The organism is Xanthomonas sp. LMG 12459 (assembly GCF_009192905.1).
In the GTDB taxonomy this organism is placed as follows: domain Bacteria; phylum Pseudomonadota; class Gammaproteobacteria; order Xanthomonadales; family Xanthomonadaceae; genus Xanthomonas_A; species Xanthomonas_A sontii.
The window spans coordinates 58,875-84,604 of record NZ_NSGT01000020.1; the positions used below are offsets into that span (position 1 = coordinate 58,875).

The window sequence follows — 25,730 nt, forward strand, 5'->3', positions numbered from 1 at the left end:
CGTTCGCGACGGACCAGGCGGGGCTCAGCCCGCGTCCAGCGCCTGCCGCAGCGGCGTCAGGAACGCCAGGGCCGCCTCGCGCGCGGCCTGCGGGCTGCCGGCCTCGGCCAGCGCCGCGACCAGCGCGCTGCCAACCACCACGCCGTCGGCATCGACCGCCATGGCCTTGGCGCTGGCGGCGTCCTTGATGCCGAAGCCGGCCACCACCGGCACCGGGCAGCGCGCGCGCAACTGACGCAGGCGATCGCCGGCGGCGCGGGTATCCAGCCGGTCGGCGCCGGTGACGCCGGCGAAGCTGACGTAGTACAGGTAGCCGCGCGCCGCCTCGCACAACAGGGCGATGCGCGCGTCGCTGGTGGTCGGCGAGGCCAGCACGATCAGGTCCAGGCCGGCGTCGGCGAAGACCGTCAGGGTCTCGGCCGACTCCTCCGGCGGCAGGTCGACCAACAGCACGCCGTCCACGCCGGCCGCCACCGCCTCCTCGGCGAAGCGCGCGGTGCCGTGGATCTCCACCGGGTTGAGGTAGCCCATCAATACCACCGGCGTGGTGGCGTCGTCGCGGCGGAACGCGCTGACCGTCTCCAGCACGTAGCGCAGGCCGGCGCCGCGCGCCAGCGCGCGCTCGGAGCTGCGCTGGATGGTCGGGCCATCGGCCATCGGGTCGGAGAACGGCACGCCCAGTTCGATCACGTCGGCACCGGCCTCGACCAGCGCATGCATCGCCGGCACGGTCGCCTCCAGCGACGGATCGCCGGCGGTGAGGAAGGGGATCAGGGCCTTGCGGCCTTGGGCATCGAGTCGGGCGAAGGTATCGGCGAGGCGGTTCATGGGGGACCTATGCGCCCCTCTCCCACCGGGAGAGGGGTTGGGGTGAGGGGAAGAGGCGAAGCGGTGCGGAATGTGAGTACGGGGCTGCGCCCGCCCCCGCATCCGGCGCTCCGCGCCACCTTCTCCCGGAGGAGAAGGGCAAGGCGTTACAGCGTCAGTCCTTCGCGCGCGGCGATGGTATGTACGTCCTTGTCGCCGCGGCCGGACAGGTTGCACAGGACCAGCGCGTCCTTGGGCAGTTCGCGCGCCAGCTTGATCGATTGCGCCACGGCGTGGCTCGACTCCAGCGCGGCGAGGATGCCTTCGGTATGCGCCAGCAGGTGGAACGCGGCCAGCGCTTCGTCGTCGGTGATGCCCTGGTAGATGGCGCGGCCGCTGTCGGCCAGGAACGCGTGCTCCGGGCCCACGCCGGGGTAGTCCAGGCCGGCGGACACCGAATGGGTCTCGACGATCTGCCCGTCGTCGTCGCAGATCACGTAAGTGCGGTTGCCGTGCAGCACGCCGGGGCGGCCGGCGGCGATCGAGGCGGCGTGGCGGCCGCTGCCGATGCCGTCGCCGGCGGCTTCGGCGCCGTAGATCTTCACCGAAGCGTCGTTGAGGAAGGCATGGAACAGGCCGATGGCGTTGCTGCCGCCGCCGACGCAGGCGCTGATCGCATCCGGCAGGCGGCCGTAGTCGCGCAGCATCTGCTCACGCGCCTCGCGGCCGACGATGGCGTTGAAGTCGCGCACCATGCGCGGGTAAGGATCGGGACCGGCGACGGTGCCGATGATGTAGAAGGTGTCCTGCACGTTGGTCACCCAGTCGCGCATCGCCTCGTTGAGCGCGTCCTTGAGCGTGGCCGAGCCGGAATGCACCGGCACCACCGTGGCGCCGAGCAGCTTCATCCGGTAGACGTTGATCTTCTGCCGCTCGATGTCGGTGGCGCCCATGTACACCACGCACTCCAGGCCCAGCCGCGCGGCCACCGTGGCGCTGGCCACGCCGTGCTGGCCGGCGCCGGTCTCGGCGATGATGCGGGTCTTGCCCATGCGGCTGGCCAGCAGCGCCTGGCCGATGGTGTTGTTGATCTTGTGCGCGCCAGTGTGGTTCAGGTCCTCGCGCTTGAGCAGGATCTGCGCGCCGCCCACTTCGCGGCTGAGCCGCTCGGCGTGGTAGATCGGGCTGGGCCGGCCGACGTAATGGGTCAGGTCCTTGTCGTAGGCGGCGATGAAGGCCGGATCCTGGCGCGCGGCATCGTAGGCGGCGGCCAGTTCCTGCAGCGGGCCGATCAGGGTCTCGGCGACGAAACGGCCGCCGTAGCGGCCGAAATGGCCGGCGGCGTCGGGATAGGCGTGGAAGTCGCTGACAGGGACAGAGGACATGGCGCAACCGGGGGCAACAGGACAGGCCTGCACTTTAGCGCACACGTTCCCACAGAAAAACCGATAAAGTCTGACACAATCCGTCAGGAAAACTCACATGACCAGCACGCGCCGCCTGCCCTCGCTCAACGCCCTGCGTGCGTTCGAGGCCGCCGCGCGGCTGCGCAGCGTCGGCGCCGCGGCGGCGGAACTGCATGTCACCCATGGCGCGGTGAGCCGTCAGGTGCGGCTGCTGGAGCAGGAACTGGGGCTGCCGCTGCTGCAGCGCGACGGCCGCGGCATCCGCCCGACCGCCGCCGGCACGCGCCTGTGCGAGGCCGCCGGCAGCGCCTTCGCGCAGTTGCAGGACGCGGTGGCGGAGTTGCGCCGCCCATCGCGCCCGGCCGCGCTGGTGCTGGGCTGCCCCGGCAGCATCCTCGCCCGCTGGATGATTCCGCGGCTGCAGGCGCTGCAGCGCGACCTGCCGGCGCTGACCCTGCACCTGTCCGCGCACGAGGGCGACTTCGCCGCCGACCTGGACGGCCTGGATGCGGCGCTGCTGCTGGGCCAGGCGCCATGGCCGGCGGACTGGCAGGTGCGCGTGCTGGCGCCGGAGCGGATCGGCCCGGTACTCAGCCCGGCCCTGCCGCAGGCACAGGCCCTGACCGCGGCCGCGCCGGCGGCACTGCAGGGACTGCCGCTGCTGCATACGGTGTCGCGCCCGCAGGCCTGGCCGGCCTGGGCCGAGGCGCAAGGCCTGGCGCCGGCGCAGTTGCGCTACGGTACCGGCTTCGAACACCTGTACTACCTGCTGGAAGCGGCGCTGGCCGGGATCGGCGTGGCGATCGCGCCGCAGCCGCTGGTCGCCGACGACCTGGCCAATGGCCGCCTGCTGGCGCCGTGGGGCTTCGTCGACACCGGCGGGCAGTGGGCGCTGTGCGCGCGGCGGGAGCAGCAGGATCCACGGGTGGAGGCGTTGGCCGGGTGGTTGGCCGGCGAGTTGCGGGAGGATCGCGGTTAGGCGTATTGCCTGGCCTGTTCGCTGGCAATTCGCGGCGCAACCGCGCTGTACAGGACGCTTGGCCGCGATGCCTGGCGTGCGCGGGAGTGGAGGTGTCTGTCGCGGCTGAAGCCGCTCTACATGGGTGGGTGGGGCGTCGAGCGCCCATCGGCGGGCGCGCGCGTCAGCCCGGCTGCGCCGGCGCGGCCAGGCGCCGCTGCAGGTCGTCGCGCAGCCGGCTCAGCTCGACCTCGGCGGCGCGCCGCTGCTGCATACCGTCGCGGTGGATCTCGCGCACCTCCTCCACCGTGGCGATAAGTTGCTCGTGCACGTGGCGCAGCGTGTCCATGTCGATCACCGCGCGTTGGTTGGCGCGCGCCGTGTCCACCGAGGCCTGCCGCAGCAGGTCGGCGTTGCGGCGCATGATGTCGTTGGTGGCATCGTCGATGGCGTTGGACAGCGCCGCCGCGTTCTGCTGCTCGTGCAGCGACAGCTGGATCGCGAACTGGCGCTTCCACGACGGGATGGTGATGTCGCGGACGGTGTTGAACTTCTCGATCAGTTGCAGCGCGTTGGCCTGGATCAGCCGGATCATCGGCAGCGCCTGCTCGGCCGCGTGCTGCATCACCTGCAGGTCGCCGACGCGCTTGTCGAGCAGGCGCAGGGCGGTATCGATCTCGGCGCGCTGGCCGCGCGCCTGCGGATCGTCCTGACCCGCCAGCGCCAGGTGCTGTTGCTGCAGTTCGGCCAGGCGCAGCTTGCCGGCAGCGACGTGCAGGCCCAGTTCGCGGCGCTCGGCCTGCACCATCTGGTGCATGCGGTCGAATTCGCCCACGCGCTGGCCGAGGTTGGTCTGCTGCGCGCCGACGTCGCGCAGCAGTTGTTCGATCTGCCGGTTGGTGTCGCTGAACTTCTGCACCAGTTCGTCCTTGGACGCGCGCAGGCGATCGATCAGGCCGCCGATCAGCGGCACCCGCGAGCGCTCGCCGAGCTGGTCGAGCTTGAGCGCGCGCGCGATCCGCACCACTTCGCCGAGCTTGTCGCCGCTGGCCTCCAGGTCGCGGTTGCGGACCTGGTCCAGCAACTGGCTGGAGAACGCGGCGGTCTGCGCGGCGACCTCGGTGCCGAACAGGTGCAGGCTGCCGGGCGTGAGTTCGCGCAGGCCCTGCGCCAGCGCCGCGATCTGCGCACGATCGTCCGGCACCAGGCCGAGCGCCTTGAGCTCGGCTTCGTCGGGTTGCAGCGGCAGGCTCTGCGGCGTCAGCGGGTGTTCCTGGGTCATCATGGTTCTCCTTCGATAGCGATTCGCGGCGGCGGCGCAGGCTCAGCGCAGTCTAGCCCGCATGGCCTGCAGTTCGGCCAGGATGTGTTGCTGCGCCTGTGCGGCGCGGGCCACGTGGTCCCTGCCCTGCGCTGCCTGCGGCGTGACGGCGGCCTGGCGCCAGGCCGGCAGCAGCACGTCGCGGATGTTCCTGTAGCGTTGCAGCAGGTCCTCGCCCTGCTGTTGCAGCAACCGCCATTGCGCCGCTTCCAGGCGCCAGGCGGCGGCAAGGCGGCGCAAGTGGTCGAGTCGCTGGTTCCAGGCCTGCGCCAACGCCGGGTCGGGCGTCGGCGCCGCGGCGATCCAGCGCTCGAGCGCGGCCACGCCGGCCTCGGCGACGCCGACGCTTTCGGCATATGCCTGGCCCGCGTGCCGCAGCGCCTGGGCATGCGCATCGGCGCGCAGCAGGACCACGCCCAGTTGCGCCTGCAGGGTCTCGGCCTCGGCCTGGCGCTCCAGGTCGCGGCCGAGCAGACGGCCGAGCAGGCTGCTGTCGCGGCGGATCCGCCGCGGATCGCGCGCCTGCAGTGCGTGCTGGACGCGCTCCAGCTCCTGCACCAGTGCCGCGCCGGCGTCCGGCGCGGCGGCGCGCGCGGCCAGCGCCTGCGCGACCGCCTCCAGCAGCGGCGCCGCGTAGCCGGACGCGACCTGCGCGTCGTTCGCCGCGGGCGGCGACACCGGCGGCTCGGGCAGCGCAGGAGCGGCGCGCGCGCTCACGCCGGGCCGGGTTCGGGATCGTCGCTGCGCGCGGCGCCCGCGTCGCCATAGAAATGCCGCGCCAGCGCTTCGTCGAGCTGGCGTTCGGCCAGCGTGCGCGGCCGCCGCACGCGCGACTCCGCTTCCGGCGCGGACGGCTCGCGCAACGACGCGCGCAGCGCCTCTGCCAGCGCGGTCAGCGCCTGCCCGGCCTGCGCCTGGCCCTCGTGCGAGCGCGCGAGTGCGTCCAGCAAGGGCTGCAGCGCGGGCGTGACCGATGCGTCCGTCGGCGCAGGCGCGGCCGGCGTGGGTACAGGCGTGGCGGGCGGCGCTTCGCGCTCGCGTTCGGCCAGCACCTGCCGCAACAGCGCAAGAAGTTGCTCCCAGCGTGCCGGTTCCGGACTCGGCTCGGCACGCAGCCCCTGCAGGCCGCCTGCGATGTCCGCCAGCTGCGCCACCATGCGCCCGCCGACATCGGCCTCGTCGGCGCCCATCGCCTTGTTGCGCAGGAAGTCGCGCTTGATCTGGTCCCAGCGCGCCTGTTCCTCGGCGCCCATCGCGCCGCGCAACTCGGCCAGCTTGAGCAGGTTCTCCTCGGCGCCGCTGGTCAGCAGTTGCGCCTCGCCCAGGTAGTGGTCGGAGATCAGCTGCTGCAACTCGGCCTCGTTCATCACCGGCGAGACCTTCTCCGCCAGCTTGTTCATGTTGCGGTAGCTGCCCTGCAGCCGGAACGGCGGCTCGGTGCGGTAGCGATCGTCCTGCGCGGCGCTGGCGATGTACTGCTGGTTGACCTTGTACACCACCTCGCGCACGCGCAGCAGGCGCTGCAGCGTGGCCACGATCTCGTTGATCTCCGCGCCGCTGTAGGCATGGCTGAGCGCGTTGCTGGAGATCTCCTTGCCGCGCGCGCGATCCACCAGCAGGTACAGGTCCGCCAGCTCGCGCGTGGCCAGCGGCGCGAGCACCGGATTGGAGGTGAGCGCGTTCTCGATGTAGCTGAGCAGGAACGCCTCCTCCATGCCGCCGAGCACGTCGCCCAGGTTGTAGATGTCGGCGCGGTTGGCGAGCATGTCCGGAATCTTGAACACCTCGCCCGACTCGGTGTACGGATTGCCGGCCATCACCACGCAGAACTTCTTGCCGCGCATGTCGTAGGTGCGCGTGCGCCCCTTCCACACGCCCTCGATGCGGCGCGTGCCGTCGCACAGCGAGATGAACTTCTGCAGGAATTCCGGGTGCGTGTGCTGGATGTCGTCGACGTACAGCATGGTGTTGTTGCCCATCTCCAGCGCGAGATTGAGCTTGAGCAATTCCTGTCGCGCGGTGGCGTCCGGCGCCTGCGCCGGATCCAGCGAGCGCACCGCGTGGCCCAGCGCGGGACCATTGATCTTCATGAAGACCAGGCCGAGCCGGCTGGCGACGTACTCCATCAGCGTGGTCTTGCCGTAGCCGGGCGGCGAGATCAGCATCAGCATGCCCATCAGGTCGCTGCGCTTGTTCTCGCCGACCGTGCCCATCTGCTTGGCCAGGTTGTCGCCGATCACGCCCAGGTAGACCTCATTGATCAGCTTGTTGCGCACGAACGAGGACAGCGGCCGCGGCTTGAACTCGGACAGGCGCAACTGCTCGCGCTCGCGGGCGATGACCTGCTGGCGCAGTGCCTGGTACTGGCGGAAGCCGGGCACGAACACCTGCTCGTGGTGGCGCAGGCGCGCCAGGAAATCGTCGATGGCCAGGCGCAGGCGCCCGCCTTCGATGCGCGGATGTTCGCCGAGCAGGCCCTCCACCGTGGCCATCAACGCCACCTCGCTGGCGCGGCTGCGCAGCCGCGGCGCCAGCAGCGCGATCGCCACCGCCTCGGGCGCGTAGCCGGCGTGGACCGCGAAGCGCGGATCGTGGCACAGGCCCTGCACCCACTGGCTGGCCTGCGTCCAGGCGGCGCCGAGCTTGCCGCGCACGCGCTCCAGGCCTTGCTCGAACTGCTCGCGCAGCCCGGCCTCGGCCAGCCGCGCATGCAGCGCATCGAGCAGTTCCCGCGCATGCCGGCTGAACGGAAAAGTCGGTTCGCCCTGCGCCAGTTCGGCCGCCAGGTAGGCGGCGGCCGCCGGCGCCTGGGCGGCATCGAACGCAAGCCCTGCATCCTCGGCGAAGCGCTGCATGGCCTGCGCCATCTCGGCCTGCAGCGCGTCGCGGCCGTCGCGCGCGCCGAACAGGCGCGCGATCGCATCGACGCCGGCCTGGCGCGCGACCCACGCGGCCACCTCCTCCTCGCGCTGGCGTTCGGCCCAGAACGCCAGCGCCAGCGCGCGCGCGGCCGGGGCGTGCATCAGCGTGCCCGCGGCCTGCTGCAAGGGCAGCAGCGCCTGCAGGATGCGCGTGGCGTCGTGGTCGTGGATGCCGCGCTCGTAGCCCTCGCGGTAGCGCGGCGCGGCGAAGTCGCGCACGCTGCGCGCCAGCGCGTCGGGTGTGGCTGCCAGTTGCGCCAGCGCATCCAGGCTCAGCCCCTCCTCGCCCGCCAGCGCCGCTTCCAGCATGCGCCCGGCCAGGTATTCGCCGCGGTACAGCGTGGGCGATTCCGAATCCAGTGCCACCTGCCAGTAGGCGCGGGTGGCGTCCAACGCGGCGTCCTGCAGCGGCTCCAGGTAGTCGGTGCCGGTCAGATGCAGCGCCAGTCCGTGCTCGCGCGGCAGCAGGGTCAGGTCCAATGCTTGCGTGTTGACGCTGAAGCGGTGCCGCGGACCCAGCCGCACCACGTTGCCGCCGGCCTCGAACAGCTCGCTGCGGTCGCGCAGCGCGCGCACCGCCTGGTCGCGCACGCCCTTCAGCCGCGCCTCGACGTCGTCGGCCTTGACGCTGTCGCGGTAGCCGCGCAGCCGCTCGGCCAGCTCGCGCAGCTTGAGAATCAGCGGGTCGCCGGCGAAGAAGGCGTTGAGTTCGTCGGCGTTGGCGAAGCGCTCGGTGCGCCGCGGCAGGCCGTCGAGGATGCGCGAGGCCGCGTCCAGCAAGGAGCGCGCCTTGCGCTGGCGGTCGTCGAGCAAGGCCTGCTTGTGCGTCTCGAACGCCTCGACCAGTTCCTCGCGCTTGCTGAGGATGTCGCCGAGGAACTGCTCGTGCTCGCCGAACTGGCTCTCCAGTTCCTCCAGTTGCACCATCAGCCGCGACAGTTGCTCGTCGGCGCGCTCGGGATCGGTGGACAGCGCCAGCGCGCTGGTGATCGCCTGGCCGAACAGCGCGAACTGCGCGCCGAACTGGGCCACGGTCTCGGCCGAACCCAGGCTCTTGCGGCGCTGCTCGGCACGCGCGCGCGCCTGGTTGAGCCGCGCGTAGACTTCGGACAGGGCCTCGACCACGCGGGTGCGCTCGGTGGCGTCGTCGACCTTGAGCCCGGCCATCAGTTCCGACAGCAGGTCCAGGTCGGCCGACATCGCCTGCATCGCCTGCACCTGCTCGGACAGCGCGCGCGCGGTCGCCGCCGCCTGCGCCGCCGCGTCCAGCTCGGCCAGGCGCGCGTGCAGCGGCGCCAGCGCGCTTTCGCTGCCGAGGAAACGCCCGGTGGCGGCGCCGACCGTGTCGTGGGCCTGCTGCAGCGTCGCGCCCATCGCATCGATCGCATCGGTGTCGATGTAGCGGTACTCGCGGATGGTCAGCAGATGGCCGCGCTGCGCGGCGATGGCGTTGAGCGGTTCGACGAACTCCTGGATGCTGTTCCAGTTCTCCGGCTGCAGCCGCGCCAGCAGCGCCTTGTGCGCGGCCGTGGCCTCGGCCATCGCCTGGTCGGACTGCTGGCGGATCGACAGCACCTTTTCGTATTCGTCCAGCACCGCCTCGCCGGTGGCGCTGATGCCGCGCAGCACGCCGGCCAGGTCGCCGCAGTGCGCGTCCTCCAGCCAATGGTGCGCGTCGAACAGGCGCCGTGCGTCCTCCACCAGCAACTGGTAGCGCTGCACCGACACCTCGTCGCGGTCGATCGCGCGCGCCAGCCCGAACAGGCTGGAGATGCCGCGCACCAGTTCGGCATTGCCGATGCGGCCGAGGAAGGTGTTGCTCGGCGGGCGCCTGGCGGCGAACTCGTCGCTGCTGAAGGGAGTCTGCCAGACCTGCATCGGATGGATCCGGGTCGGCTCGCTGCCCTCGGCATGGAACAGCACCATGCGCCCGTCCTGCAGCAACGCGTAGCCATGGCCGAACACCGGGTTCTGCAGCGCGCGGCGGATGGTGTTGTAGACGAACAGCGCGGACTTGCCGCCCTCGCGCTCGTAGAAGATGTACAGCACGTCCTCGCCGTTGGGCGAGCGGATCGCGCGCTTGAACTGCATCCCGTCCATCGCCGCGTCGAACGCCTTGTGATCGCCGTTCTGCAGGTAATAGCCGCCGGGAAAAATGATGCCGTGGTCCTCGGGCAGCTGCACGCAGGCCTGCACGATGGCATCGTTGCGCACGATGCGGCCGCTGAGCGTGTTGTAGATCAGCCCGCGCCACTGCGTCTCGCGATACGGCAGCACCTTGAGCAGGACCAGGCTGCCGACCCGCGCGAAATCGAACTGCGCATCGTCCAGCGACTGGGTCTTGTCCTCCACCGGTTCGCTGTAGATGCCCTGTCCGGTCTCGGTGTTGTTCTCGACCTTGATGGTCAGATCGCCGCCGATGGTCTCCACGAACAGGGTATCGAGGATGTTCAGATGCGAATGGCGCCCGTTCACCGCCATCTCGCGGGTGGCGCGGGTCCATTCGAAGTCGAACGGCGGCGGCAGCGCGATGTCGCGTTCGCCGCGCGCATCGATGTAGGTGAGCGCGCCGTCGCTGTCCTGCGCCCAGCGGAATACGCGCACGTCGCTGCTGCGCTCGCCGATCTGGAACGCCGCCAGCAGCTTGCCGCCGATGACGATCAGTTGCAGCAGCCGGGCGTGCTTGTAGTAGGCGTACAGCTCGCCGAAGTCGTGCACGAAGCTGGCCTGGCCGAGGAAGCTGCCGGCCAGGTCGATCGGGCTGACGTCGTAGCCGTCGGCGCCCTCGACCAGCCGGTACAGCCCGAACACGTCCTGCACGCGGGTCTGGTTCTTGAGCCCGAGGAACACGTTGTAGCCGAACAGCAGCAGGTCCGGCCCGACCTGCACGATGTCGCGGCCGACGCAATTGTGCTCGGTGCGGATGCGGAAGCGGCCGTCCACCTCGAGACGACTGTCGCCGAACTCCTGCAGGCGCTGCCGGTTGAGCGCCTCGACCGCGTCCTGCAGCCGCGCGCCCTGCTCGACCAAGCGCTTGCGCAGCACGTCGTAGGCGCCGCCCTGGGCGACCGCCTGGTCGACCTGGCTGGGCGCGTCGCCCTCGGGCTGGGGATCGGTCTGGGGTTGGGGAGGTGTTGCCATCGTCGCGGCTCCTGCCGGCTTGCGGGGGATCGGCGCATCGCGGCGCGCGCCCGCCACGGGTTGCGGCGACGCGCCACCGTCGCCGGCCGCGCGCCGCCTGCGCACTCAGTCCAGTGCCGCGCTCAAGGCTCGGCGACGGGCAGTTGGCCAGTCGCGTCCGGCGCCAGCCGCGACGGCGCCGCCGCGCCGCGCTGCACGCCGAGATAGCGCTGCATCAGGTCCTGCACGATCGGGCTCTTGTCGGCCAGGCCTTCGATCGACTTGCCGAGCGAGACCGCCTTGATGAGGTTGTCGAACATGCCGCCGTCGCCGCCGACCAGGTCGATGTCGGCATTGCGCAGGGCGCTGGCGATGACCTCGGCGTTATCCTTGGACACTTCCTTGCCGGCCTCGATCGACGCCAGCGCCTGCTTGAGGCTGTTGTCGAGCAGCATCCGGAATTCCTCGTGGCCGCGTGCGCTGTCGCTGAGCGCGCCGATCGCCTCGAACTTGCGGGTCAGGCCGTCGGCCTCGGCCAGCAGGCGCTTCTCCACCACCACCGCCTCGGCCATGCCGATCGACTCGGCGGCGCTGGCCTTGGCCTTGCCCATCTGCTCTTCGCCCTGCGCCTTGGCCTGCAGCGTCTCGGCCAGCACGCGCGCCTCATTGCTGCCCTGCTTGAGGCTGGCATCGGCCTTGGCCTCGATCACCCGCGCCTCGGCGATACCGACCTTCTCGATCGCCAGTGCCGAGGCCTCCTTGACCTGCGCGTCGGCCAGACCGGGCGCGGCCTTCTCGGCGCGGATGCCGTCGGCGAGCAGCTTCTTGGCTTCGGCCTGCTTGCCGGCGGCCTCGTGTTCGGCTTGCGCCAGGGTGGTCAGTTCGACCGCGCGGTGCTTGGCCGCGGTCTCGCGCGCCTGCGCGTCCTTGACCTGGCGCACCAGCAGTTCCTGCGCCTTGGCCTCCGCTTCCAGGATCGTGACCTGCTTGAGCCGGTCGGCCTCGGCGACCTGGCGCACTTCCTTGATCCGCTCCTCTTCCTGCGCCACGGTCTTGTCGATGGCGATGCGCTCGCGGGTGATGTTGGCCACGTCCATCTTGCCGTTCTCGACCACCTTGTCGCGCTCCACGCCCTGCAGCTGCACCTCGCGATCGGTGGTGACCTGCTCCAGCTGGCGCGCACGCGCGACCCGCTCGACCTCGATGGCCACCGCGCGCTGGCGATTCTGTTCGGCCACCTCGACCTCGCGCAGGCGGTTCTGCTCGCGGATGTCGATCAGCTGCTGCGCCTCGATGCGCGCGTTCTCCGCCAACTGGCGCTGCTCCTCCTGCACCTTCAGCGTCTCGGCCTGCTCGCGCGCGCGGATCGTGTCGACCTCGCGCTTCTGCCGCGCCTCGGCCTCGGCCTGCTGCCGCTCCAGCGCCAGCATCGCCTCGCGCGCCTCCACGTTCTTCTTGGTGATTGCCAGCTTCGCGTTCTGCTCCAGCTCGTTGGTGACCACGTTCTGGGTGCCGGTGAGCTCGGTGATCTTGCGGATGCCCTCGGCGTCGAGGATGTTGTGCGGATCCAGCAGCGCCTTGGGCGTCTGCTCCAGGTAGTCGATCGCCACGTCCTCGAGCACGTAGCCGTTGAGGTCGTTGCCGATCACCGCGATGATCTCGTCGCGGAACTCCTGGCGCTTCTCGAACAGCTCGGTGAACTCGAACTTCTTGCCCACCGTCTTGAGCGCCTCGGAGAACTTGGCGTTGAACAGTTCGTCGACCGCGTCCTTGTCCGAGGCGCGGTCGGCGCCGATCGCCTTGGCCACGCGCAGCACGTCGGCCTGGGTCTCGTTGACCCGCAGGTAGAACGCCACGGCGATGTCGGCGCGCATGTTGTCGCGGCAGATCAGCCCTTCCTTGCCGCGGCGGTCGACCTGAAGGGTGATCAGGCTGATCCGCATCAGCTCGGCGCGGTACAGCACCGGCACGATCAACGCGCCGGTGAAGTGCACCTTGGGCGTGGCGCTCATGTCGTTGACGATCAGCGCTACGCCCTGATCCACCTTGCGGTAGAACGCGCGGAACAGGCCGGCCAGCCCCAGCAGCAGCACCAGCAGGATGCCGACGCCGATCAGAAACGGCGCCATCGTCGCAAAACTCATCGGTGGATCTCCTTATCGCCCGCAATCAGGCTGTGTGGAAACGGCAAACCCGGCAGATCCTGCTCGCGGGCGATCAGATAGTGGTTGTGCGCCTGCACGTAGTCGACCAGCACCACGCGCTCGCCGCGCGGGTAGACCTGGCCGGCCTGGGCACGCACCTGCAGGACCAGGCCGGCGCCGCCATCGTCGACGGTGGCGTAGCCGGAATCCGCGTCGGCACGCGGCGAGGCGACGACGCCGACCTTGCCGAGCAACGACGTCTGCGCCACCGGCCGCAGCCGCAGCAACAGCCGACGCAGCGGCCGCAGCATCCAGGAGGTCAGCGGCAGCGCAGGCAGCAGCGCCAACAGCGCCACGCCGCTGCCGATGCCCCAGCGCAGGCCGGCCGGCAGGGACTGCAGCAGGAAAAGATGGACGAAATAGGTGCCGAGCCAGCCCCAGAACGACAGCAGCGCCACCACCAGCATCACCGGCGCACCGCCCAGGCCCAGCCGCGCGAAGACGGCGGACACGCCGTGCAGGCCATGGTCGGCGCCGTCGACATGCAGATGTCCGTCGGGCGCGGCATGGTCGCCGATGCCGAAGGCGGCCAGCGCCCAGTAGAGCGCGGAAAATGCCAACAGGATGCTGTACGGCAACGTGGGAAATCCCAGTGCGACGTTCAGGAACTCGGCCATCCCCTCATCCTTGCTGTGCCGTGACGGCGCGTCCCATCATGGGCACGCGTCATCCCGCCGGCCTGCGCGCACGGCGCGCGGCGGACCGCCGGCAGGTTCTAGAGCCGGATGATACGTGAAAGTCGCAGCGGTTGGCCCGCGGCGCGGGCCGAAGCGGCGGCACCTGCGGCGGCCGGCGCCGGCCCGGACCCGGCAGCGGGCTGCTCCCGGCGGCGCGTGCCAGCCGGCAGCGCTCAGCAGTTGGTGTTCAACTCGTGGCAGTCGGCGCGGCGCACTTCCTCGACGAACTTGCGCATCTTGTGGCCGTCCTTGATCCCGGGCTGGCTCTCGATGCCGCTGGACACGTCCACGCCCCACGGCAGGGTGCCGATGATCGCGTCGAACACGTTGTCGCCATTGATGCCGCCGGCGAGCAGGAACGGCCGATGCAGGCCGGTCGGCAGCCGCGACCAGTCGAAGGTCTTGCCCGAACCGCCGCTTTCGCCGGGCGCGTGGCTGTCGAACAGGAAGCCGGCCGCGTTCGGATACTGCAGCTGCAGGGTGCGCGCATTCACCTCGCCGCCGCCCATCGGCACCGCCTTCAGATACGGCAGGTTGAAGCTGCGACAGAAGCCGTCGTCCTCGTCGCCATGGAACTGCAGCAGAGTCGGACGCACCGTGCGCAGCACCTCGCGCACCTCGTCCTTGGGGTTGTCGCGGAACAGCGCCACCACGTCCACCATCGGCGCGGCGGCCTGGCGCATGGCCCGCGCCTCGGCCGGCGCCACCCGCCGCGGGCTGCCATGGGCGAACACGAACCCGATCGAATCCACGCCCAACTCGCCTGCCAGGCGGATGTCGCCGGCGCGGGTCATGCCGCAGAACTTGATGCGGGTGCGATACAGCGTGCGATTCATAGCGTGACCTCGTCCGGAAGCGTCCAGTGGGCGGGATAGAGGGGACCGACGAACACCAGGCCCTGCGGCGGCGCCGTCGGACCAGCGACGCGGCGGTCGCGTCCCGCGAGCAGTTCGCCAATCCAGGACACCGGCTTTTCGCCCGTTCCCACCATGACAAGGGAACCAACGATATTGCGCACCATGTGATGAAGGAATGCATTGGCCTGGACCTGGATCTCGACCAGCTCGCCGCTGCGGGTCACCGCGATCGACTGCAGCTCGCGGCGCGCGTGCAGGGCCTGGCACTGCACGCTGCGGAAGGCGCTGAAGTCCTGCTCGCCCAGCAGCGCCTGCGCCGCCGCGTGCATGGCCTCGGCCTGCAGCGGCCGCCGCTCCCAGCTCAGGGTCTGCCGGTACAGCGCCGGGCGCACCTGGCGGTTGAGCAGGCGGTAGCGGTAGCGGCGTGCGCGGGCGGAGAAGCGCGCGTGGAAGTCGTCGGCCACCGGCACGCACCAGCGCACGCACACCGAGGGCGGCAGCCGCGCGGTGGCGCCCAGCATCCAGCCGCGCGCCGGGCGCGGCGCATCGCAATCGAAATGCACCACCTGGCACTCGCCGTGCACGCCGGCATCGGTGCGGCCGGCGCAGACCACGCTGACCGGGGCGTCGGCCACCGACGACAGCGCCGCCTGCAGCGTGGCCTGCACGCTGGGGCCGCCACTCTCGCCGAGCTGCTGCCAGCCCTGGAACTCGCTGCCGTCGTATTCCACGCCTAGCGCGTAGCGCATGGCGACCTCCACTGCAGTGCGGCATCGACGTCGGCGCGCGCTGCGGCCGACGCGCGCATGGGCCAGCGCGGGGCGCCTGCAACGCCACCGCGGCAGTGCCCCTGCCCGGCCGGAAGCGCGCGCTTGGCGCGCGCCCGTCGCCGATGCGCAAAATGCCGCCGGGCCGTCCCGATCCAGGCCGGACGGCCGCGGCGAGCGCGCCGCGCGCCGCCTGCTGCCATCAGTCCAGCCGTCCCAGCAATTGCAGCGCCTCGGCGCGTGCGGCCGGATCGCCACTGGCCGCGACCTCGGTCAGCAGGGTACGTGCCGTCTCGTTGTCGCCCAGATCCATGTACGCCACCGCCAGTTCCAACCGCTCGCGGCCCGCCGGCGGATACGGCGACGGTGCTTCGACCGGGGCCGGGGCCGGCGCGGCAGGCTGATGCCAGGTCGGCTCCTGCCGGCCGCCGCCGGCGTCCTTGTCGGCATGGGCGTCGCCGCCCGGCACTGCGACCACCGGCGACGGCTGCCGCCACGGCGCCTCGGCAGCCGGCTCGGCGGCCGGTGCGGCCTCCGAATGGGCATCGGACACGCCAGCGGAATGGTCGTCGTCGTTGTCCGCGGACAGCGGCGCATCGGCCGGCGCCTGCCGCAGCGACTGCTGGGCCAGCACGCGCTCGAAGGCGTCGTCGTCGAGCGCGGTGTGGTGATCGGCGTGATCGGCGTGATCGGCGGCAGCGTGGTCCAGATGGTCGGCGCGCGACCACTCTTCCAACGCCTCGTGGTCGCGGGCGACCGTCTCCTCCTCGGCCAGCGGCTCGGCCGGCTCCAGCGGCGGCAGTTCCGGCGCATCGACATCACGGTGCGCGACCACCGGCACCGCGGCGCTCGCCGCCAGCGCGGCGTCGTCGTCGCGCGGCAACGGCGGCAGCGGCGAGGGCTTGCGCCGGCGCGACAGCAGCCAGGCGCCGATACCCAGCACCAGCAGGCTCACCCCGCCCCACAGCCACAGCGGGAACCCGTCATTGGCCGGTGCCTGCGCGGGCGCGGCCGCTGGCGCCGCCTGCCCGGCCTGGGCCAGGCGCTTCTGCGCCGCGGCCAGGTCGCTGTCCTTCAACGCGATCAGTTGCTGCTGCTGGGACTTGAGCTTTTCGAGCTGCTCCACCCGCGAACGCAGTTCCTGGACCTCGGCATCGCGTGCCGCGAGGTCTTCGCGCGCCTGCTGCAATTGTTGGGCTGCCACCATGTCTCCTTCGTCGCCGGCACCGGTGCCGGACTTGGTTCCCGCCTCGCGGCGCGTCGCCGGCACCGCCGGCGCGATTTCCAGGCGTGCGCCAGCGGCGGCGGCCGGCGCCGCGGCGGCCGGCTTGGGCGCAGTCTGCGCCGTCGCCGCGTCCTGCTGCGCCTGTGCCGGCTGCGGCACCGGCGCACGCGCCTGGCGCCATTGCGCCGCCTGCTCGCGCACCACCGCCTCGGCGGCGGCGGCATCCAGGCTGGCCAGATCCTCCTCGCGCGGGGTGCGCAACACCGCGCCCTGCTTGAGCAGGTTGAGATTGCCGCGGATGAAGGCGTCCGGATTGGCGCGCAGCAGCGCGACCATGGTCTGGTCCAGCGAATGGCCGTTGCCGCGCGCCAGTTGCCCGGCGATCTGCGACAGGGTCTGCCCGGCGCGCACCGGCGCCAGCGCATCGCCGGGCGCGGCCGCGGGGGCCGGCGCCGGACGCGGCGTGGCGGCCGGCCTGGCGCTCGGCGTCGCCGGCGTCGCGGCGGCTGCAGGCGCTGGCGCCGCGGTGGACGTTTCGCGGGCGATGCGGTCGGACGGCTGCGCCGCGGCCGGCGCATCGATCGCCGGTGCATCGATCGCGGCGGCGGTGTTGGGCGCATCGATCAGCGCGGAGTATTCGCGGATCAGCCGCCCCTGGCCCCAATCGACCTCGATCAGGAAGCTCAGCGACGGCACGTCGACCGGCATGCGGCTGCTGACCTGGATCACCGCGCGGCCCTTGCGGGTCTGGGTGAAACGGAACTGCAGATCGCTGACCAGGCCCTGCGGGCGCTCCAGCCCGACCCGCGCGAAGGTTGCCGGGGAGGCGAGCGCCACCCGCGCCCGCTCCAGTTCGCCCGGCTCGTTGGAGATCACCGGGATCTCGGCCAGGAACGGCTCGCCCGGCTTGGACAGCACGCGAATATCGCCCAGGCCCAGTGCCAGCGCGGCCTGGCTGCAGGCCAGCAGCAACAGCGCCGTGGCTGCGCGACAGACATCGCGCAGCCCGCGCACGGCGGACACCGCATCGCCGCGACGGCGACGGAACAAACGTGGTTGTAGGCGCATCCCGCCCCTGCCCCTTGGAATCATGCGTGCAATATATAGGAAGCCGGGACCGGGGACCCGGGGTCCGGAAAAGCCGAGACAGGGACCGCGTTGCTGGTGCACCGCTGAAATCCACGACGCAAGAACACACTGCAGCAGGAAAGCCCAGGCACGCCACTGTGGGAGGGACTTCAGTCCCGACGCGAGGTGCGGCCGCTGTCGGGACTGAAGTTCCCAAAAAATCCGGGCCCGGAAAAGCCCCCGGGGGAGGCTGGGGACTCGGAAATCCGAGACAGGGACCGCGCTTCATAACGCGGTGTGCGGGATCTCGCGTCGGGACTGAAGTCCCTCCCACAACGGGGCGAGCGCGGATACCTGCGACTTCCATTTTCCAAACAAAAAGCCAGGGCTCGCGCCCCGGCCTTCGCTCCACTCCGCCACACGATCAGGCCGCGCGGCCAGCCACGCCGCCACGCCATGAAACCGCGGGACCCGAGTCCCGGCTTTCAGCCCTCCAGGGCGACCAGCTCGGCCAGCTGCACCGCATTGAGCGCGGCGCCCTTGCGGATGTTGTCGGCCACCACCCACAGGTTGAGGCCGCGCGGGTGCGAGAAGTCCTCGCGGATGCGGCCGACGAACACCGGGTCCTTGCCGGAGGCATGGGTCACCGGGGTCGGATAGCCGCCGGCCTTGTGCTCGTCGACCACTTCCACGCCCGGCGCCTGACCCAGCAGCGCGCGCGCCTGCTCGACGGTGATCTTGCGCTTGGTCTCGATGTTGACCGCCTCGGAATGGCCGAAGAACACCGGCACGCGCACCGCGGTGGGGTTCACCAGGATGCTGCTGTCCTCGAGGATCTTCTGCGTCTCCCACACCAGCTTCATCTCTTCCTTGGTGTAGCCGTTGGGCTGGAAGTCGTCGATGTGCGGGATCAGGTTGAAGGCGATCTGCGCCTGGAACTTCTGCGGCTCGATGTCCTGGAACGCCAGCAACTGCGCGGTCTGCTTGCCCAGCTCCTCCATGCCCGAGCGGCCGGCGCCGGACACCGACTGGTAGGTGGCCACGTTGATGCGCTCGATGCCGTATTCCTTGTGGATCGGCGCCAGCACCGGCATCAGCTGCATGGTCGAGCAGTTGGGGTTGGCGACGATGCCGCGCGGACGGTTCTTCAGCGCGTGCGGATTGACCTCCGACACCACCAGCGGCACGTCGTCGTCGTAGCGGAAGGTCGAGGAGTTGTCGATCACCACCGCGCCGGCCGCGGCGAACTTCGGTGCGTATTCCTTGGAGATGCCGCCGCCGGCCGAAAACAGCGCGATGTCCACGCCGCTCGGGTCGAACGTGGCCAGGTCGAGCACGGTGACCTTGTGGCCCTTGAACTCGACCTGGCCGCCGGCCGAGCGCTCGGAGGCCAGCGGGTACAGCGTGGCGACGGGGAAATCGCGCTCGGCGAGGATGCTCAGCATGGTTTCGCCGACGGCACCGGTGGCGCCGACGACGGCGACGTTGAAACGACGGGTTGCATTGCTCATGGAAGATTCGATCCGCAGAAAAAGAAGGGGAGGAACAGCCGCACTGCCAGGTGGATTCGGGGAACCTGCCGTGCGCGTCGCGCGCGGCGCCGCAGGCTCCCTATCGTTTTTTGTCCGCAATCGCCCGCGCGCCGCCGGCCGCGGCGATCGCGTCCAGGTTCAGCGCGTTGGGCGGGCGCCCGGCGTCGGCGCCGATGCCCAGCGCGGCAAGCAGGTTGTCCACCGCCAGCGACACCATCGCGCGGCGCGTGGCCACGCTGGCGCTGCCGATATGCGGGGTCAGCACCACGTTGCGCAGCGCCAGCAGCTCCGGACGGATCGCCGGCTCGCCTTCGAACACGTCGAGGCCGGCCGCGGCCAGGCGCCCGTTGGCCAGCGCGTCGGCCAGTGCGATCTCGTCGACCAGGCCGCCGCGAGCGATGTTCACCAGCGTCGCGGTCGGCCGCATCTTGGCCAGTGCGGCGGCGTCGACGATGTGGTGCGACTGCGCGCTGTACGGCAGCACCAGCAGCAGGTGGTCGGCGCGCGCCAGCAGATCGTCGAAGCCGACGTACTCGGCGCGATGCGCGCGCTCCACCTCGGCTGGCAGGCGGCTGCGGTTGTGGTACAGCACGCGCATCGAGAAGCCGGCGGCGCGGCGCGCGATGGCCTGGCCGATGCGGCCCATGCCGAGGATGCCGAGGGTGCTGCCGTGGACATCGGCGCCGAGCATGGTCTGGAACGACCACTGCTGCCACTGCCCCGCACGTAGCCAGCGCTCGGCCTCGCCGACGCGGCGCGCGGCGGCCATCAGCAGGGCGAAACCGAGATCGGCGGTCGTCTCGGTGAGCACGTCGGGCGTGTTGGTGGCGACGATGCCCGCCGCGCTGAGCGCGTCCAGGTCCAGATTGTTGTAGCCGACGCCGACGTTGGCGATGACGCGCAGGCGCGGCGCGCCAGCGATTTCGGCGGCGCCGATGCGTTCGTTGAGAGTGACCAGGGCGCCGTCCAGCGGCGCCAGCGCCTGCGCCAGGTCTTGCGGCGAATACCTGGTCACGTCCGCGGTGGTGGTCAGCGCGCAATACTCGCCCAGCCGTGCGACGACATCGTCGAACAGCGGCTGGCTGACCCACACCCGCGGCCGCGACTCAGCCATCGCCACCGCCGGGGATGCGCGGCGTGATCGTGCCGACGTCGCCACATTGCGCGCGGTGGCGCAGCGCCTGGTCCATCAGCACCAGCGCCATCATCGCCTCGGCGATCGGGGTGGCGCGGATGCCGACGCAGGGGTCGTGGCGGCCGGTGGTGATCACGTCCACCGCCTGCCCGTCCACATCCACCGTGGCCCCGGGCAGGCGCAGGCTGGAGGTGGGCTTGAACGCCACCGAGACGACGACCGGCTGGCCGGTGGCGATGCCGCCGAGCACGCCGCCGGCGTGGTTGGACTGGAAGCCGTCCGGCGCGATCAGGTCGCGGTGCTCGGTGCCCTTCTGGGTCACCGCGGCGAAGCCGTCGCCGACCTCCACGCCCTTGACCGCGTTGATGCTCATCATCGCCGCGGCCAATTCGCCGTCGAGCTTGCCGTAGATCGGCTCGCCCCAGCCCGCCGGCACGCCGTCGGCGACCACGGTGACGCGCGCGCCGATCGAATCGCCGGACTTGCGCAGCGCATCCATGTACGCCTCCAGCTCCGGCACCTGCGGCGCATGCGGCCAGAAGAACGCGTTGTCCTCCACCGCGTCCCAGGCGAAACCCTGCGGCAGCAGCGGCCCGAGCTGCGACAGGTAGCCGCGCACACGCACGCCGTAGCGCTGCGCCAGCCACTTCTTGGCGATCACGCCGGCGGCCACGCGCATGGTGGTTTCGCGCGCGGACGAACGCCCGCCGCCACGCGGATCGCGGATGCCGTACTTCTGCCAGTAGCTGTAGTCGGCATGGCCCGGGCGGAACTGCCGGGCGATGTCGGTGTAGTCCTTGCTGCGCTGGTCGGTATTGCGGATCAGCAGGCCGATCGGAGTGCCGGTGGTGCGGCCTTCGTAGACCCCGGACAGGATCTCGATGGCATCGGCTTCGCGTCGCGCCGAGGTGTGCCGGCTCTTGCCGGTGGCGCGGCGCTGCAGGTCGTGGGCGAATTCGCTGGCGTCCAGTTCCAGCCCCGGGGGGCAGCCATCGACCACGCAGCCGATCGCCGGCCCGTGCGATTCGCCGAAGGTGGTGACGGTCAGCAGCTTGCCGAAACTGTTCGCGCTCATGTCGCTTGCGTCACCGTTCCGCGGCCAGCGCGGCGATGCGCGCGTGATGCGCGATCAATTCGCTGCGCTCCACCGCGAAGATGCCCATCTGCCCGACCTTGAACTCGACCCAGGCGAAGTCCACTTCCGGCAGCAGCTGCGCCAGTGCGCGCTCGGACTCGCCGACCTCGCAGATCAACAGCCCGTCCTCGCTCAGGTGCGCCGGCGCGTCGCGCAGGATCTTCAGCGCCAGGTCCAGCCCGTCGTCGCCCGCGCGCAGGCCCAGCTCCGGCTCGTGCGCGTATTCCGGCGGCAGCGCGTCGGTCTCGGCGTGGGTGACGTAGGGCGGATTGGTGACGATCAGTTCGTAGCGGCGCCCGCCCAGCCCGGCGAACAGGTCGGACTTGACCAGTTCGACGTTGTCGGCCAGCAGCCGCTCCTTGTTCTCGGCGGCCAGGCTAAGCGCCTCGTCGCTGATGTCGACCGCGTCCACCTGCCAGTTCGGATTGTAGTGGGCCATGGCGATGGCGATGCAGCCCGAGCCGGTGCACAGGTCCAGCGCGCGCTCGACCGGGCGGCCGGCCAGCCACGGCTCGAAGCCGGCCTCGATCAGTTCGGCGATCGGCGAGCGCGGCACCAGTGCGCGCGCATCGCTCTTGAAGCTGAGCCCGGCGAACCAGGCCTCGCCGGTGAGGTAGGCGGCGGGGATGCGCTCGGCGATGCGGCGCTCGAACAGCGCCAGCACCTGCGCCTTCTCCGGCGTGGTGACCCGCGCGCTGCCGTAGGCCGGGCCGAGGTCGTGCGGCAGGTGCAGCGCGTGCAGCACCAGTTGCGTGGCCTCGTCCAGGGCGTTGTCGTAGCTGTGGCCGAAGCTCAGCCCGGCGGCGTTGAAACGGCTGGTGCCGTAGCGGATCAGGTCGATGATCGTGTGGAGTTCGGCGGCCGCGTCGGCAGTCATGGCAACAGGCAAGGCAATTCGGCCCCCGATTATAGAGGCCCGGCCGCTATGATGAGCGTTCGTTGCATGGGAAATCAGTATGTTCAACCGCACCTTCGGCATCGTCCTGGTGGTTGCCCTGGCCGCCGGCCTGGGGCTGCTGCTGGCCCAGAAGTATTTCGGCGGCAGCGCCGCCCCGGCCTGGCCGGAGACCCGCACGGTGCGCATGTACCCGCAGCCGCGGCCCCTGCCCGACTTCCACCTGCGCCAGACCGACGGCACGCCGCTGGTGCCGGGCGAGCTCAAGGGCCACTGGACCCTGGTGTTCCTGGGCTTCACCGCCTGCCCGGACGTGTGCCCGACCACCCTGGCCGACCTGGCGCGCGCGCAGAAGCAATGGGAGACCTTGCCGGACACGCTGCGCCCGCGCGTACTGTTCGTCTCGGTCGACCCGCAGCGCGACACCCTGCCGCGGCTGGGCGAGTACGCCCACGCCTTCCACAAGGACACCATCGCCGCCACCGCCGACGTGCCCGAGCTGGAGCGCTTCGCCACCGCGCTGGGCTTCGTGTTCCAGAAGGTGCCGGGCAAGCATTACGCCGAGAACCCGAACGACTACAGCATGGACCACTCCGCCGCGATCGCGGTGCTCGACCCGCAGGGCCGCCAGGCCGGGCTGATCCGCCCGCCGTTCGATGCCGCGGCGATCGCCGCCGACCTGCAGGCCCTGACCAAGGCCACCGCCCCATGAGCCTGACCACCCGCCTGACCTACGTGCTGCCGCACCGGCTGCTGTCCTCGCTGGCGCGGCGCCTGGCCTATTCGTCGCGGCCCGGGCTGAAGCAGTGGCTGATCGACACGGTGGTGCGCCGCTTCGGCGTGGACCTGAGCGAGGCCGCACAACCGGACGCGACCGCTTACCCGACCTTCAATGCCTTCTTCACCCGCGCGCTGAAGCCGGGCGCGCGCGTCGCCGATCCCGATCCGCAGGCGCTGCTGATGCCGGCCGACGGCCGCATCAGCCAGCTCGGCCGGATCGAGGATGGGCGCATCTTCCAGGCCAAGGGGCAGTCGTTCACCGCCGCCGAACTGCTCGGCGACGACGCCGCGGCGGCCCCGTTCGCCAATGGCCTGTACGCCACCGTGTACCTGTCGCCGCGCGACTACCACCGCGTGCACATGCCCTGGACCGGCACCCTGCGCGAAACCGTGCACGTGCCGGGGCGGCTGTTCAGCGTCGGCACCGACGCGGTGCGCAGCGTGCCGCGCCTGTTCGCGCGCAACGAGCGCCTGGTCTGCCATTTCGACACCGACTTCGGCCCGATGGTCTCGGTGATGGTCGGCGCACTGCTGGTGTCCGGCGTGGAAACGGTGTGGAGCGGCGTGGAGATCCCGCGCTACGCCGACCGCATCACCCGCAAGGACTGGCGCGGCAAGGGGATTACCCTGCAGCGGTTCGAGGAGATGGCGCGCTTCAACTACGGCTCCACGGTGATCGTGCTGCTGCCGCCCGGCGTGGTCACGTTCGACCCGGCGCTGAAAGCGGAATCGCCGGTGCGGCTGGGGCAGGCGCTGGCGCGGCTGGTGCGCTGAGGTGCGAGGGCCGCACTGCGGCCCTTGGCGGGGCGTGTCTCTGTGGGAGGGACTTCAGTCCCGACGCATGGAAGGTGACAGACCGCCAACCCGCAATGGATGACCGAAAAGCCGCACACCCAAGATTGCGGCAGCCGCACCTTCATCCGGTGCTGCGCGCCACCTTCCCCCAGGGGGAGAAGGGATGGGCCGCGCTCGGGTCTCGCGGCCGGAGCTTCAGCTAGCGACCCGCGAGATACAACGGCACCCACTGTGGGAGGGACTTCAGTCCCGACGCATGGACGGTGACAGACGATCCGTCCGCGATGGATGACCGAAAAGCCACACGCCCAACACTGCGGCAGCCGCACCCTCATCCGGCGCTGCGCGCCACCTTCCCCCGAAAAGGGGGCCATGGTCCCGGAGGGAGAAGGGAGCGGCTGCGCCCCTACTTCTCGCAGCCCACCAACTTCAGCGACTGGCCCGGCTTCAGCGCATAGCCCGGGGCGCGCAGGCCGTTGGCCTTGGCCAGCTCCTTCAGGTCGCAGTCGTGGCGGTCGGAAATCCGGCCCAGGGTGTCGCCCTTGGCCACGCGGTAGTTGCGCACCTGCTTCTGCTTGGGCTTGGCCGGCGCGGGACGGCCGGTGGCCACCGTGGTCGGCACGCCGGCGACCGGGCTGACGTCGCCCACCGCGACATTGCCGGTAAGGTCGGCGGCCGGCGCCGGGCTGCCGCTGCGCACGGCGGAGGTGACGTCGGCGGTGATCAGCGCACGGGCCAGGTCGGCGCGCGGGCCGCTGACGCAGTAGCGGTTGTACAGGCCGACGATCTTGGTGGTGGCGTTGATGGTCACCCCGGCCGGGATCCAGCCGTCCGGCTCGTAGCGCGGGTTGAGGTTGCGCAGCGCGCGCATGTAGCCGTCGCGGGTACCGTCGCTGCCCAGGCAGATGGTCAGTTCGTAGATGGTGGTGGACTTGGCCAGACGCAGCGTGGCCGGCTGCGCATTGATCTTGGGGAAGGCCACGCCGTACTGCTGCGGGTGCAGGAAGATCCACGCCGCGGCGATCACCATCGGCACGTAGTCCTTGGTCTCGGCCGGGAACTGGTTGTACACCGACGCGTCCCAGAAACTGCGACCGGGCATCTGGTTGAACACGCGCGCGGCGCGGCCTTCGCCGCCGTTGTAGCCGGCCAGCGCCAGTTCGACGCTGCGATTGAGTTCGGCCATGCGCTCGTTGATGTAGACCGCGCTGGCCTCGGCGGCGCTGCGCGCATCGTAGCGGGTGTCGAAGCCAGTACCGTCCGGGCCCAGGCCGAAGCGGCGCCCGGTGGCCGGCATGAACTGCATCAGCCCGGCCGCGCCCACCCGCGAATTGGCGTGCACGCGGCCGTTGGACTCCTTGGCGATGATGCCGAACAGCAGCGCTTCCGGCAGGCCGCGCTTCTCCCACTCCGGCCACATGATCGCGCGCAGGTTCTGGTAGTTCTCGTAGCTGCTCATCAGTGCCGGCCGCATGTCGGTGAGCCAGCGGCGGATGCCGGCCTGTACCGCCGGGTTGTACTCCACCATCGAATCGAAGGCGTGGCGCTTGTCGTTGAGCAGGCGCGCCGCACGCGCGGCTTCCGGCACGTCGGCGGCGAGCGGGCTGATGTGGTCGGGGTCGGCCTGCAGCGGCGCCGAGTCGTCGTCGGCGGCATCGGTGTCGCTGGCCTGCCCCTGCGCGTCGGCCTTGGCTTTCAGCAGGCGCTTGTACGCGCCCAGATAGGTGCCCACCTCGCAGCCGCGCTGCTTGATGCAGGCCTGGATCACGTCCTCGATGTCCTCCAGCGCGGCGTCGCTTTCCTGGGTGCCCTTGGGGTCGCTGTTGCCGACCAGCACCAGGGCGTCGTTGTAGCGCTTCTCGGCGGCGGCCAGGCGCTGGTCGAGGACGGCGATGGCGGCCTGGTCGCGGGCGGACACGCGGGCTTGGGCGGCAGGAGCGGTGCAGGTCAGCGCCACGGCAGCCGCGACGGGCCACGCATGGGTGAAGCGGAACGGAAGGGGCATGGTGGGACGCGGCGACGGAAAGGCCGCAGGGTAGCCCCCGCCGTCGCATCGCGGCAAGGTCGCGGCGGCCAGGGTCCGGCCCGCGGCGGGGCCAGGGTTCATCGCCGGCGACCATCCCGCAC

At 70.9% G+C, this 25,730-nt stretch carries 18 protein-coding genes; 3 read left to right on the forward strand and 15 right to left on the reverse strand.

Going from position 1 to position 25,730, the window contains the following annotated elements:
- Positions 1–24 precede the first annotated feature (24 nt).
- Positions 25–828, reverse strand: a complete 804-nt coding sequence (trpA, locus tag CEK65_RS04390) for a tryptophan synthase subunit alpha (protein ID WP_152180897.1) — start codon at positions 826–828, stop codon at positions 25–27.
- 146 nt (positions 829–974) lie between these two features.
- Positions 975–2,192, reverse strand: a complete 1,218-nt coding sequence (gene trpB, locus CEK65_RS04395) for a tryptophan synthase subunit beta (protein ID WP_150409858.1) — start codon at positions 2,190–2,192, stop codon at positions 975–977.
- 97 nt (positions 2,193–2,289) lie between these two features.
- On the opposite strand from trpB, the gene CEK65_RS04400 reads away from it, so the two are divergent.
- The gene (locus CEK65_RS04400) at positions 2,290–3,192 is read left to right on the forward strand and encodes a LysR family transcriptional regulator (RefSeq protein WP_152180898.1); all 903 of its coding nucleotides are present in this window, start codon (positions 2,290–2,292) and stop codon (positions 3,190–3,192) included.
- Between the two features lie 163 nt (positions 3,193–3,355).
- Here the strand turns inward: CEK65_RS04400 and CEK65_RS04405 are convergent, their stop codons facing one another.
- The 12 genes from CEK65_RS04405 to prmB form a co-directional block, all read right to left on the reverse strand.
- Positions 3,356–4,453, reverse strand: coding sequence for a toxic anion resistance protein (locus CEK65_RS04405; RefSeq protein ID WP_226980469.1), 1,098 nt, complete (start codon positions 4,451–4,453; stop codon positions 3,356–3,358).
- Between the two features lie 42 nt (positions 4,454–4,495).
- Positions 4,496–5,209 (reverse strand): hypothetical protein, encoded by a 714-nt coding sequence (locus tag CEK65_RS04410; protein WP_226980470.1) that lies wholly within the window; start codon positions 5,207–5,209, stop codon positions 4,496–4,498.
- Complete coding sequence (locus CEK65_RS04415) at positions 5,206–10,554, reverse strand: DNA repair ATPase (protein ID WP_152180900.1); 5,349 nt, start codon at positions 10,552–10,554, stop codon at positions 5,206–5,208. Before CEK65_RS04415 ends, CEK65_RS04410 begins: the two co-directional genes overlap by 4 nt.
- A gap of 122 nt (positions 10,555–10,676) precedes the next feature.
- Positions 10,677–12,677, reverse strand: coding sequence for a hypothetical protein (locus tag CEK65_RS04420; protein WP_193314692.1), 2,001 nt, complete (start codon positions 12,675–12,677; stop codon positions 10,677–10,679).
- Complete coding sequence (locus CEK65_RS04425) at positions 12,674–13,354, reverse strand: DUF1449 family protein (protein WP_017912820.1); 681 nt, start codon at positions 13,352–13,354, stop codon at positions 12,674–12,676. The genes CEK65_RS04420 and CEK65_RS04425 overlap by 4 nt, the downstream gene beginning before the upstream one ends.
- A gap of 233 nt (positions 13,355–13,587) precedes the next feature.
- Positions 13,588–14,250, reverse strand: coding sequence for a phosphoribosylanthranilate isomerase (locus tag CEK65_RS04430; protein ID WP_010342993.1), 663 nt, complete (start codon positions 14,248–14,250; stop codon positions 13,588–13,590).
- Positions 14,247–15,020: a tRNA pseudouridine(38-40) synthase TruA gene (gene truA, locus CEK65_RS04435; RefSeq protein WP_152180901.1), complete on the reverse strand. Its 774-nt coding sequence runs from the start codon at positions 15,018–15,020 to the stop codon at positions 14,247–14,249. The genes CEK65_RS04430 and truA overlap by 4 nt, the downstream gene beginning before the upstream one ends.
- Before the next feature lie 220 nt (positions 15,021–15,240).
- Positions 15,241–17,277 (reverse strand): FimV/HubP family polar landmark protein, encoded by a 2,037-nt coding sequence (locus CEK65_RS04440; protein ID WP_226980472.1) that lies wholly within the window; start codon positions 17,275–17,277, stop codon positions 15,241–15,243.
- Positions 17,278–17,816: 539 nt separating this feature from the next.
- Positions 17,817–18,842 carry an aspartate-semialdehyde dehydrogenase gene (locus tag CEK65_RS04445; protein ID WP_150409866.1) on the reverse strand — a complete coding sequence of 342 codons (1,026 nt, stop codon included), beginning with the start codon at positions 18,840–18,842 and terminating at the stop codon, positions 17,817–17,819.
- A gap of 100 nt (positions 18,843–18,942) precedes the next feature.
- Positions 18,943–19,977, reverse strand: coding sequence for a D-glycerate dehydrogenase (locus CEK65_RS04450; protein WP_152180903.1), 1,035 nt, complete (start codon positions 19,975–19,977; stop codon positions 18,943–18,945).
- Complete coding sequence (aroC, locus tag CEK65_RS04455; RefSeq protein ID WP_152180904.1) at positions 19,970–21,073, reverse strand: chorismate synthase; 1,104 nt, start codon at positions 21,071–21,073, stop codon at positions 19,970–19,972. Before aroC ends, CEK65_RS04450 begins: the two co-directional genes overlap by 8 nt.
- Positions 21,074–21,083: 10 nt before the next feature.
- Positions 21,084–22,010, reverse strand: a complete 927-nt coding sequence (gene prmB / locus CEK65_RS04460) for a 50S ribosomal protein L3 N(5)-glutamine methyltransferase (protein ID WP_043092583.1) — start codon at positions 22,008–22,010, stop codon at positions 21,084–21,086.
- A 79-nt stretch (positions 22,011–22,089) separates the two neighbouring features.
- Between prmB and CEK65_RS04465 the strand changes: the two genes are divergently transcribed.
- Both CEK65_RS04465 and asd read left to right on the forward strand, forming a co-directional pair.
- A complete protein-coding gene (locus CEK65_RS04465) occupies positions 22,090–22,740 on the forward strand; it encodes an SCO family protein (RefSeq protein WP_010340523.1) in 651 nt (216 codons plus the stop codon).
- A complete protein-coding gene (gene asd, locus CEK65_RS04470) occupies positions 22,737–23,582 on the forward strand; it encodes an archaetidylserine decarboxylase (protein ID WP_152180905.1) in 846 nt (281 codons plus the stop codon). The genes CEK65_RS04465 and asd overlap by 4 nt, the downstream gene beginning before the upstream one ends.
- A gap of 427 nt (positions 23,583–24,009) precedes the next feature.
- On the opposite strand, the gene CEK65_RS04475 is transcribed toward asd, so the two are convergent.
- Positions 24,010–25,608 carry a transglycosylase SLT domain-containing protein gene (locus tag CEK65_RS04475; RefSeq protein WP_017915164.1) on the reverse strand — a complete coding sequence of 533 codons (1,599 nt, stop codon included), beginning with the start codon at positions 25,606–25,608 and terminating at the stop codon, positions 24,010–24,012.
- Positions 25,609–25,730: the final 122 nt, after the last annotated feature.